9 protein-coding genes are annotated in these 11,183 nt (G+C 36.9%); 6 read left to right on the forward strand and 3 right to left on the reverse strand.

What is annotated here, in order from left to right:
- Window positions 1–141 precede the first annotated feature (141 nt).
- From EO120_RS06345 to EO120_RS06365, 5 genes are all read left to right on the forward strand, one after another.
- A complete protein-coding gene (locus EO120_RS06345) occupies window positions 142–1,551 on the forward strand; it encodes an MATE family efflux transporter (protein WP_127134644.1) in 1,410 nt (469 codons plus the stop codon).
- A gap of 177 nt (window positions 1,552–1,728) precedes the next feature.
- The gene (locus EO120_RS06350) at window positions 1,729–2,424 is read left to right on the forward strand and encodes an aquaporin (RefSeq protein WP_127134646.1); all 696 of its coding nucleotides are present in this window, start codon (window positions 1,729–1,731) and stop codon (window positions 2,422–2,424) included.
- Window positions 2,425–2,578: 154 nt separating this feature from the next.
- Window positions 2,579–3,601 carry an OmpA family protein gene (locus EO120_RS06355; protein ID WP_127134647.1) on the forward strand — a complete coding sequence of 341 codons (1,023 nt, stop codon included), beginning with the start codon at window positions 2,579–2,581 and terminating at the stop codon, window positions 3,599–3,601.
- Between the two features lie 267 nt (window positions 3,602–3,868).
- Entirely contained in the window at window positions 3,869–4,990 is a 1,122-nt protein-coding gene (locus tag EO120_RS06360) for an AI-2E family transporter (RefSeq protein WP_127134648.1), read from the forward strand.
- A gap of 29 nt (window positions 4,991–5,019) precedes the next feature.
- Entirely contained in the window at window positions 5,020–5,679 is a 660-nt protein-coding gene (locus tag EO120_RS06365) for a PepSY domain-containing protein (protein ID WP_127134649.1), read from the forward strand.
- 160 nt (window positions 5,680–5,839) lie between these two features.
- Here EO120_RS06365 and EO120_RS06370 read toward each other — a convergent pair whose 3' ends face one another.
- Window positions 5,840–7,357 carry a dihydrolipoyl dehydrogenase family protein gene (locus EO120_RS06370; protein WP_127134650.1) on the reverse strand — a complete coding sequence of 506 codons (1,518 nt, stop codon included), beginning with the start codon at window positions 7,355–7,357 and terminating at the stop codon, window positions 5,840–5,842.
- Window positions 7,358–7,617: 260 nt separating this feature from the next.
- A complete protein-coding gene (sstT, locus tag EO120_RS06375; RefSeq protein WP_127134651.1) occupies window positions 7,618–8,838 on the reverse strand; it encodes a serine/threonine transporter SstT in 1,221 nt (406 codons plus the stop codon).
- Between the two features lie 202 nt (window positions 8,839–9,040).
- On the opposite strand from sstT, the gene EO120_RS06380 reads away from it, so the two are divergent.
- Window positions 9,041–9,772, forward strand: coding sequence for a ubiquinone/menaquinone biosynthesis methyltransferase (locus tag EO120_RS06380; protein WP_127134652.1), 732 nt, complete (start codon window positions 9,041–9,043; stop codon window positions 9,770–9,772).
- 154 nt (window positions 9,773–9,926) lie between these two features.
- Here the strand turns inward: EO120_RS06380 and EO120_RS06385 are convergent, their stop codons facing one another.
- Entirely contained in the window at window positions 9,927–10,664 is a 738-nt protein-coding gene (locus tag EO120_RS06385) for an SIMPL domain-containing protein (RefSeq protein WP_127134653.1), read from the reverse strand.
- Between the last annotated feature and the right edge of the window lie 519 nt (window positions 10,665–11,183).

An 11,183-nucleotide genomic window follows, 5' to 3' on the forward strand; every position in this document is an offset into this window, starting at 1 on the left:
TACAATCACATTTATTGCTAAATTAAATGTGAATAAATATTGATATGTCGACTAAAATTCGTTTTATTATAATGTTTTATGATATAATATCTAGGAGTTGGGGACATTACACTTATAGATTTGTCAGTTCTTGAGGTATGTATGATAGAACGTTTTAAAAGATGGTTTTCAGTCGATTTTATGTTGCCTGTGAATGATCGGTTAGGTCCAGTGGGCACGACTAGAGAGTTGTACAGCAAATATTTAAAAATAGCATGGCCTGCTACATTGCAAGGACTCATGTTACAAGTGATGACGGCTATTGATCTTGCTATGGTAGGTGCTTTGGGGGCTTCTGCATTAGCATCGGTAGGGATTATGGGACAGCCGGAAATGGTAATTCTTCTCGTTTGTAGAGCTTTATCCATAGCGATTACTGCCATCATTGCTAGGCGTCATGGCGAAGGTGATATAGATGGTATGAATGCTGTTCTTAAACAATCTATATTACTTAACTTCTTGATTTATATTCCTTTGTTGTTCTTAAGTTTCCTGAATGTGGAGTCTATACTCCGTTTTACCGGCGCTGAAGATAGTTATATCGAAACGGCTGTGTGGTACGGTCGTTTTATCGTTATTAGTTTATTATTCCAGTCCTTTAGCCAAGTCGTGGGGGCCGCCCTCATTGGTTATGGTAATACAAAGGTCATTTTTAAAGCTAATGTGGTAGGAAATATATTGAATACTATACTGAATTTCTTTTTAATTTATGGTATAGGTTTCTTCCCTGAATTAGGCGTTATGGGCGCAGGTGTATCTACCATGATTAGTTCTGCTGTTATTGCCTTATTACTATTGCGCACCATTAGCCAATCTATGACTGATGGATTGACTTTATTACATCCGTCAAAATGGCGATTTGAACGCACCGTATTACACATAATGTACCATGTAGGAGGTAGTTCGCTGGGAGAACAATTTTTTGAACGGTTTGGTATGTATACATACACTATGATTGTTGCCTCTTTAGGCGCTGTACCATTGGCTGCGCATTATGTGTGTATGAATTTGATGGATATTTTCTATTACTTTGCTATGGGGCTTGGGTTTGCTGGTGCTTCTCATACAGGGCAGAGTCTTGGACATAAACGACCTGATATAGCTCGTGCTTATGCATCGATTGGTGCTCGTATAGGACTATTTGTGGGAATCAGTAGTGCTATCATTTTCATAGGTTTCGGAGATATGCTCATTCAATTTTATACCCGTGAAAATGAAGTCGTACTTATGGCTATATCCTTGTTGGGGATTATGGGGGTAGCCGCATTTCCACAAGCCTTGCAACAGGTATATGCAGGCGTCCTTAAAGGTGCAGGGGATACATATTATATTATGAAATATTCTCTTCTTAGCGTAGCGATTATTAGACCTATTGTGACTTATGTGCTTTGTATTACTTTAGAGTTAGGTCTTACAGGGGCGTGGTTATCGCTATGTATTGATCAATCAATACGATTTGTTTGCGCCTATGCACGTTATATGAGTGGTAAATGGCAACATAGAATTATATAATTTGAGATTATACACGAAGAAGTAGTAAGCTTGGGAATTAGAATCTTTGCAAACTATTGTATTGAATGAAATTATATAGAAAAAAGTTGTTGACGAAACAGGAAAAAGTATTATAATTATGAATACAAGATGAGTAATATAAATTTAAACTATTTTTGAAAGAGGAAGAGGAGTAGTATGAACAAATATATTGCTGAATTTTTAGGCACTATGATTTTAGTGTTTTTTGGTACAGGTACTGCTGTTGTAACAGGCGGTTTTACTGGGGGGATAGGTGCAGGTTTCCTTGGTGTTATGGCCATTGCATTAGCCTTTGGTTTAACTATTGTAGCAGGTGCATATGCTATTGGGCATATTTCTGGTTGCCACGTTAATCCTGCTGTGTCCCTTGGTGTGTTATTAGCTGGACGCATGTCTGTAAAAGATTTCATTGGTTATGTAATAGCACAAGTTATTGGTGCTTTTGCTGGCTCTGGATTGTTAAGTACAGTTGTAAATAGTTCTGAAATTTTACATGGCTATGGTGCGGATGGTTATGCTGCATTAAGTGCTGTTGGGTTATCAATGAGCGGTGCATTTATTGTAGAAACATTCTTAACTTTTGTATTTGTATTGGTAATCCTCGGTGTAACTGCGAGCGAAAAAACATCTGCTATTGCAGGCCTAGTAATTGGTGCTACATTGACGATGGTTCACTTGATTGGTATTCCTTTAACTGGAACATCCGTTAACCCAGCTCGTGCATTGGCACCAGCGGTGTTTACTGGAGGTGAAGCATTGTCTCAAGTATGGCTCTTTATTGTAGCGCCTTTATTGGGTGGTGCTATTGCAGCGGTATTTCACCGTGCATGGTTTTCTACAAAAGAAAATTAAGCCATAGTAGATAGGCTGAATTGGTACAGTCATATTTTGTTGCATAAAATTTATTTTTGTATTGAAATTTATCAAAAAGTCGTGTAGAATGTTTTCATGTTATTTTTAGATTTCGATTTCGTGTTTATTTTTGAAGTCGAAGGAGGGTATTATAATGAATAAAAAATTATTAGCATTATTGGCGGTTGCTGCTATTGGTGTATCTGTAGCTGGTGCAACTCCACAAACTCAATTTAACAAAGGTGAAATTCAATTGGATTTAGGTGCTAATAGCACAGAAGTTAAAGCTGATAACTTCAAAGATTCTCACAAATGGAATTTTGATGGTGGTTTAACATATGCGTTAGCTGATAAAACTGCATTGCAATATGGTTACCATGGTTTAAACTCTAAAACATTAGACAGTGATATGCATGAAGTGAACTTGGTACAATCTTTGAATAAAAACTTTGCCGTATATGGTGGTTGGGGTCGTATTCATAATAATGATACTGACACAACAAATAATATTGCTCAAGCTGGTGTTATTGGTAAAGCGCCTATCGGTTCTAAAGTGGAATTATATGGTAAAGCTGGTATTGGCACTAAAAAAACTACAACTTGGGAAGCTGGTTTAGGTTACAAAGCTACTGATGATTTAGATATTCAAGCTGGTTACCGTTATATTAATACTAAAGCTGATGAAAACAATAATGTTTCCTTCCAAGGTCCTGTAGTTGGTTTATCCTACCGTTTTGGTGGACAAAAAGCAGCTGAACCAGTAGTTGTACCAGAAGCTCCTGTAGTGACTCCAGCTCCTGTATATGAACGTCCAGTAGCTCCACAACCTGTACAAATGAAAGATTACTATGTACAATCTATCTACTTTGATTCCGATCAATCTGTTCCTCGTGCTGACCAAGCGCCTAATTTGCAAGCAGCATTGAACGCAGCTAACCAATATTCAAATGATGCTGTTAAATTGATGGGTAATGCTGATACAGATGCTAATGCTGAATACAATGTAGCATTGTCCGAGCGTCGTATTCAAAATGTAGCTCAATTCTTAGTAAGCAATGGCGTATCTGCTGATCGTTTGATTGGTATCGCTAATGGTGATGCTAAACCAGTTGCTTCTAACTCTACAAGCACAGGCAAAGCTGAAAATCGTCGTGTAGACGTTTACATTCACCGCTAATAGCTACTCGTGTGTAACAATATAGTTATTAACACATAAAAAAAGTCCATCTTATCGTTAGTTAGTAATGCGATAAGATGGACTTTTGTGTTATACTAATCCTATTAGAATAACTACTGTATGCAATGGCACATGAGGTTATGTGATCGATTATATGTTAGTGAGAATGAATTAATAGAAGTACTTATGTACTAGATATATCGTCATATATCATTCATTTAGATTGTGTACAATCTTACCATGTATTTAGCAAAGTGAGTTACTAGTATGGAAAAATTTAAATATTACAAACCCCTTATAGGTGCTATAGTTCTAGCGGGGTTAATGGTTTTATTGGCCTTACGAGTCTCGGATATTGCAAATGGGGTAATGGCTTTTATAACCGCCTTTATTCCGTTAATATTAGGTGGTTGTATTGCCTTTGTTCTAGATATTCTTGTAGTTCGTTATGAACGATGGTTATGGCCTTCTATTAAAAAGGGATGGAAATATAAGATGCGGCGGCCTTTGAGCCTTATCTTATCATTTATAACAATTAGTTTGATTATTTATTTTATCGCTCGTATGGCGGTGCCACAATTGATTCACTCCCTATCATTGATTGTAGCAGCTATGCCACAACTGTACGTAGACTTTCAAACGTGGCTATATCAATTGTCGAGTACCTTGGGTATTACTAATAACCAAACTATAATGGATACATTGAATGGTGAAAGTGTGGTTAACTATTCCCGTGAATTAGGTACTAAGGGGGGCGCCTATGTAGTAGATGCGATGGGAAATATCCTCTCTTGGGCTTTCAATATTATGCTAGGGATTATTTTTGCCATCTATATGTTGCTTGATAAAGAGCGGTTATTAGGACAGTTTAAGCGTATTTTGAAAGCTTACGCATCGGATGCTATAGTTGAACATGCGTCATATGTGAGTCGCGTGGCTATACAAACTTTTAGTAATTTTTTTGTAGGCCAATTTATTGATGCCATTATTCTTGGGCTTATGGTAGGTATTACTTTGTGGTTGTTCAATATTAGCTATGCTACAACCATTGCGTGTGTATTAGGTCTTACTGCATTAATACCAATGCTAGGATTTTATATTGGTGCTATTATGGGCGGTATTATATTGCTTACTGTGAGCCCTATGGAAGCTTTGATTTATATTATTATAGTAGAAGTATTGCATCAAGTAGAAACCAATTTTATTTATCCTGCAATCGTTGGTGATTCCGTTGGTCTACCAGGGCTTTGGGTTTTTGCCGCTGTTATTATTGGTGGTAGTCTTGCTGGTGTTACAGGTATGCTTATAGGCGTTCCTTTAATAGCAACTTTATACAAATTGTTAATGACAGATGTGGAAAGACGATTATCTTTCTATGAAGATGTATAATATAGCAAAAGCTATATAGGAGGTTATAAATGAATAAAAAAATAGTTTCTCTTTGTTTGACGGGTATTGTTGCAACAGGAATTTTTACAGCTAGCATTACAACTAATGCAGAGGCTCGTAAAACAAAACCTGAAACGAGTACAGATATAACTATACAGCGTGCTCCAGGCGAAGCTTTTGTAATGACTATGAGCCAAATTGGTACTATTTTCCAAAATAGATATCCGAATGCAGCATTGCACTCTGTAGAACTTAATTCTGATGATTTGTCTTATGCCTATCAAATTGTAGGCTATAGTAAATACCACGAATATAAAATGAAGGTTGATATTATCACAGGGAACCAATCTGATATGACAGAAGGTGGTAAACCTAAACAAGTCATTGGAGAAATATTTAACAAAGACAAAGTTGTCGATGTGTCTCAAGCGGAAGCGGTTGCTAAACAACAATTAGGCGCTGATGCTGTTATGAAGGGATGGAAAATTGAAGCTCATAATGGCAAAATTAATTATTTTGTCACTATGCATCAAAATAGTAAGAAAACTGTAGTTACCGTAGATGCCGAAACTGGTGCCTATGTATCGACAGGTAAATCTAAAAAATTACCGCCAGCACCAGACCAAGGTTTTGACAATCGTCGTACAAACCTTGTTTGGGGTAGCGATATTGAAATGGATAGAAAATAATATATCTTGTTCGCAAAAGTGCCATGCTCGCTTAATGTACGAGTATGGCACTTTTGCTTGTATTTTTTGATGCGATAGCAAGTGTTATACACTAACAGCCTCTAGGAATGTATCCGAGAGGCTGTTAGTGTATATGACTTATCTATATTGTGTTGTAGTATTACCAACGATTTTCATAGAATACTTGTGTCCACATAGTTAATTCAATAAGGGAGGGGTGTGGACTCATTGTTTCGCCTACAGTAATAACTGAGTGTGGATCCATGTGACGGATTAAACCTTTAGCACGTAGTGCCTTGGTTGTTTCTGAAGCGATTTCTTCGTTAATTGCTTTAATTATTGTATCACCACTGTTCATAAGGTTAACATATGGCTGGAATAAGATTGATGCTTGTGGACCGATAATGTGTACACCAAGAATTGTATTAGTGTCTTTATCTACTACAATTTTGATAAATCCATCATTTACATCACCAGACAAAATCCCCATAGCAAAGCCTTTAGCTGTAGAGGAGTAATAATTTTTGCCGATTCCTACATTGTAACCTGCTTTCACAGCTTCCGCTTCAGTTAAACCAACGTGACCAATTTCGGGGTAGGAGAAAGTTACCATAGGAATAACGTCATAACGAGCCCAACGATAATCATCTGTAGATTCTGCTACATATAGATTGTGCGCGATGATGTCTGCTTCGTAATTTGCGCGATGGCGGAATGCTGGTTCGCCATTAACGTCGCCCATAGCATAGATACCTTCTACAGAGGTTTCTAGGAATTCATTTGTTTTTATCCAGCCTCCTGGCAATTGTTCGATACCTGTATTTTCCAAATGTAGTTCTTCAACAGAGGGGCGAATACCAGCGGCAACGAGAATTTCTTCTACCCGTGTTTCTGTGATTTCACCTGTATTACGATCTTTGGTAACAATAATTTTTTCACCATTTTCAATGCGCACTTCTACTGTGTCTTGGTTGAGGATGGATTTGATACCGCGAGCATTGTAGTTTTGTAGAAGATGTTCGGACATATCGCTATCTTCTTTTGGTACTAAACGTACATTATGCTGGATAATAGTGACTTCTGTACCTGCAGAGGCGAATACGTGAGCAAATTCTACACCGATAGGACCTGCGCCAAGTACTGCCAAAGATTTGAATGGTTTTTTAGGGTACTTATTGCCGAATAGGCTTTCACTAGAAAGATATCCTGCTTCTTGTAAGCCCGGGACATTTGGAATTTTGCTGTGCCCCCCAGTACCTAGTACGATGATAGGGGCAGTAATTTCTTCAGATTCTGTGCCATCGTTCATATGGACTTTCATTACTTTGTCGGAGATAAAAGTAGCAGCACCACGATATACATCTATATTATCGAATGCGTTATAATATTCAAAAATAGCGTCGCTTTCGTCGATTTTTTCCCATACTCGCTTAGACATAAAATCCCAATCAAGTGTAGGTGTGCTAGTATGAACGCCGATTTTTTTAAACTCTTCAATTTCTTGTATAGCATTGGCCGCTGTAACCATTACTTTTGTAGGAATACAACCGCGAGTTAAGCATGTACCGCCGAATTTACCTTTTTCGATTTGTGCAATCTTTAGACCTTTTTTTTGAGCTGCATCTACAATGATATTGGCGCCACCGGTACCAACTACTATAAGATCGTATTGTTTCATGCTAATTCCTTTCTATATAAAATTATTAATAGCTATTATCATATTTCTTATTATAACATTACATTGAAAAAAATCAATGTATAATGTGGCGGATATGGATAGGACTCTATTGTTATGAGGCACTTTTGTATTTATAGTCCTGACATTAAGATTGATTCTGTGGTGAGGTTTTGGGCTTTCACCTAAAAAAAAAAAACGACGCCAAGAAAGCGCCGTTTTTTTAGGTGTATTATATACACATTAGAGTTACACTATGTTGTTTAGTTCCAATCTTCGTGATATCCTCGTTTGGCATAATCTGCAGTAGCAGTGAACAAAATATCTGTGCTAGAGTTTAATGCTGTTTCTGTGGAGTCTTGCAATACACCAATGATAAAACCAACACCTACTACTTGCATGGCGATATCATTAGAAATACCGAATAGGGAACATGCTAATGGGATAAGTAGCAAGGACCCACCAGCGACGCCGGAAGCACCACAGGCACCAATTGTGGCGATGATAGATAAGAGAATTGCTGTAGGTACATCTATAGTGATATTTAATGTATTAGCTGCTGCCAATGTCATAATTGTAATCGTGATAGCTGCACCACCCATGTTAATAGTAGCACCTAAAGGGATAGATACAGAATACATATCTGGGTTGAGTTTTAATCGTTTTGCTAAATCGAGGTTTACAGGAATATTAGCAGCAGAACTACGTGTAAAGAATGCGTAAATAGCAGATTCACGTAAGCATTTACATACTAATGGATATGGATTGCGACGAATGTAAAGGAATACGAGAAGAGGATTGATGACTAATGCTACAAAAAGCATGGATCCTAATAACAATATTAAGAGCTGTAAATAGCCTACTAATGCTTCAATACCATTGGTAGCAATGGATTCTGCAACAAGTCCCATAATACCAAGTGGAGCGAATCGAATAATCCAGGTAACCACAGTTGTTACTGCTTTAGCTAAAGATTCCATTATTTCTTTTGTAGTCATCGATGCTTTGCGTAAAGCACCACCAAAGAGTAACGCCCAACCAAGTATACCAATGTAGTTAGCACTCATTAACGCATGTACAGGATTATCTACTACATTTTTTAAAAGTGTAATCATAACCTCTGCAATACCTTCGGGGGCTTTAGCATCTGCGGCGCCCGTTACTAGGTGGAGTGTAGTAGGGAAGGCCCAACTCACCAATACTGCCAAGGCAGCTGATAAAAATGTGCCTAATAAATATAGAGTAATAACAGAGGCCATACCAGTTTTTTGACCAGACCGGTGTTTGCTAACAGCATTGATTACCAAGAAAAAAACGAGTACTGGTGCGATTCCTTTGAGGGCCCCTACGAATAAAACCCCTAATAGGGATAGCTCTTTTGCAAAGCTTGGAAAGTATAGGGCGGTGATAATACCGATGATGAGTCCGACAATGATTTGTTGTATGAGACTCACTCGATTGATTGACTTCATAAATCGATTCATAATTGACTCCATTACTTAAACTACTTGAATATATATAAATATATTATATAATAAAAAAGAAATTCCTTTTAGAAAGGACATATGTCATTATACAACGAACATAAAATAATGACAACCTATTTTATGGTTAAATGCTGTGAAAATCCTTATGGAATGTGATATACTTTCAGCATATGTAATTTAGTTGATGAAAGTGGAGTTTATGAATACAAAAGAATTTACAACTCATGCCGATAAAGAAGAATTTGTGCAAGGTGTTTTTTCAAATATTGCAAAACATTATGATTTGATGAATACGGTGTTGAGTTTTGGGCAAGATTACTTTTGGCGTAAATTTGCGGTGAAGCAAATGGATATTGGACCTTATCAACGTGTATTGGACGTTGCCTGCGGGACTTGTGTGTTTACTAAAGAAGCGTTGCGTCAAGAACCAACCTTAATGGTTGAGGCTCTCGATTTTAATCGTGAAATGTTGGAACAAGGTCATCTTCGTATGGAGATGGCGGGGTTGCTGGATCAAGTTAATTTGGTGCAAGGTGATGCAATGGCATTGCCTTATGAAGACAATACCTTTGATTCGGCTATGAGTGGGTTTGCTATGCGTAATGTACCAGATATTGAACAAGTGCTTCGTGAAATGCAACGTGTGGTGAAACCTGGTGGGAAAGTTGTGGTATTAGAATTGGCCAAACCAAGCATGATTGGTTTTAAACAGATTTATCATTTTTACTTTACTTATATTTTACCTATTATAGGCAAGTTGAGTAAGGACAATTCATCGTATGCGTGGTTGCCAGAATCATTGCGTCGTTATCCTCATCAATCTGAGATTTTAGAAATCTGGAAGTCTTTAGGCTATGAGGCGGCAACCTACTATGAGTTGACTGGTGGTATTGTGGCTGTTCATGTAGGTACCGTACCAGACAATATATAAACAATAGATATATAATATGTAATTAAAAAGTAGCTAATGAGAACTGTACTACCATCCCTAATGATTAATTTTAGGTTGAATATTCAGGGGAGTACATAACTCGTTAGCTACTCTTATTTGTATAGATTTAGTTGTTTTATATATTGGATATATATTATTGTAAATAGTATGTCATATCTGCGTTTTGATTAACAATCAAAGAACCATTTTCTACTGGTGTAGATGTGGATAGGGCTGTGTCAGAAGCTGCGTATTTTGCCAAACGGTAATATCCACCATCGATAGGGTTTGTTTGAGCGGTGCTAATGGATACTGTTTTTACAGGTCCTAATGTACGGCCGAGAGCAGCTGCGATAACTTCGGCTTTGTGTCGACCGTTTTGAATTGCTTCTGTAGTTAAGGTATCAGTTAATTTTTGGGATGGATCATTTTGGAAACTTAGATTGTTGATATCGTTAGCGCCTACGCTTACAGCTGCATCTACTGCTTTACTTATATTGTTAAGGTCGTTAATTTTTACAGTAATGTTATTGGATACACGATAACCTGTTTTGATACGTTTTCCTTCTTGATAGTCAGATATAGTATTAATAGATATATTAGAGGTATAAATATCTTTTTTTTCAATACCAAGACTGGATAATTTGGCGATTAAATTACTCATGATAGCATCATTGTTGGATTTTGCAATACTGACATTAGTATTTTCACTGTTAATACCTAAGGATAAAATAGCATATGTAGGTGCTACAGAGCGGGAGGCGGAACCAGTTACATGAATTTCCGATGTGTCAAAACTGCCTGCTGGGGCTGCTAATGCGGCTGTTGCCATAGTTACGCATAATGTAGCCATAGTTATGGTTTTTGTTAATAAAGATTTTGAAAATTTCATTAAAAGACTCCTCACATATATAAATGAAATGAAAATAGAAAATGAAATATAGAATAGAACGTGGTTATAATGCTGTTATAAATTCTTAGATAACAGTATTTATTGGTTAAATGTATTGTACACAATTTAAAATTAAAAATCAAGGCGGTGATGACGGGTTTGTGAGAGAATGGTGAAAATTTGAAAGTTTGGTAAAAAGTGCTTGCATTACATGAGTGAAGTATACTATAATAACAATACAGTCACGAACGGGGCTGTAAGAAATGTCCAAGAATTAAGATATTATTTATGCTTGGATGATTTCGTTTTTTGTTTCTCTTAATGATTGAGAAATAAAAAACGAAAAAAAGATTATAAAAAAGTGTTGACATGAATATGTGAATATGATATTATAATCAAGTCGCCAGTTGACGAAGCGCTTTTAAAAAAGTACTTCGGAATGGCAACAGATCTTTGAAAACTGAACAATGATAGGTAATCAATCGAAAGATTGAACATATGCCAGAGTGCGGGTTTTGA

The organism is Veillonella caviae (assembly GCF_003992125.1).
GTDB lineage: Bacteria > Bacillota > Negativicutes > Veillonellales > Veillonellaceae > Veillonella > Veillonella caviae.

What these genes read in the sequence shown, in the direction of transcription:
- EO120_RS06345 (WP_127134644.1), top strand. Translation starts at nt 142, where the DNA reads ATGATAGAACGTTTTAAAAGATGGTTTTCAGTCGATTTTATGTTGCCT.
- EO120_RS06350 (WP_127134646.1), top strand. Translation starts at nt 1,729, where the DNA reads ATGAACAAATATATTGCTGAATTTTTAGGCACTATGATTTTAGTGTTT.
- EO120_RS06355 (WP_127134647.1), top strand. Translation starts at nt 2,579, where the DNA reads ATGAATAAAAAATTATTAGCATTATTGGCGGTTGCTGCTATTGGTGTA.
- EO120_RS06360 (WP_127134648.1), top strand. Translation starts at nt 3,869, where the DNA reads ATGGAAAAATTTAAATATTACAAACCCCTTATAGGTGCTATAGTTCTA.
- EO120_RS06365 (WP_127134649.1), top strand. Translation starts at nt 5,020, where the DNA reads ATGAATAAAAAAATAGTTTCTCTTTGTTTGACGGGTATTGTTGCAACA.
- EO120_RS06370 (WP_127134650.1), bottom strand. Translation starts at nt 7,357, where the DNA reads ATGAAACAATACGATCTTATAGTAGTTGGTACCGGTGGCGCCAATATC.
- sstT (WP_127134651.1), bottom strand. Translation starts at nt 8,838, where the DNA reads ATGAATCGATTTATGAAGTCAATCAATCGAGTGAGTCTCATACAACAA.
- EO120_RS06380 (WP_127134652.1), top strand. Translation starts at nt 9,041, where the DNA reads ATGAATACAAAAGAATTTACAACTCATGCCGATAAAGAAGAATTTGTG.
- EO120_RS06385 (WP_127134653.1), bottom strand. Translation starts at nt 10,664, where the DNA reads ATGAAATTTTCAAAATCTTTATTAACAAAAACCATAACTATGGCTACA.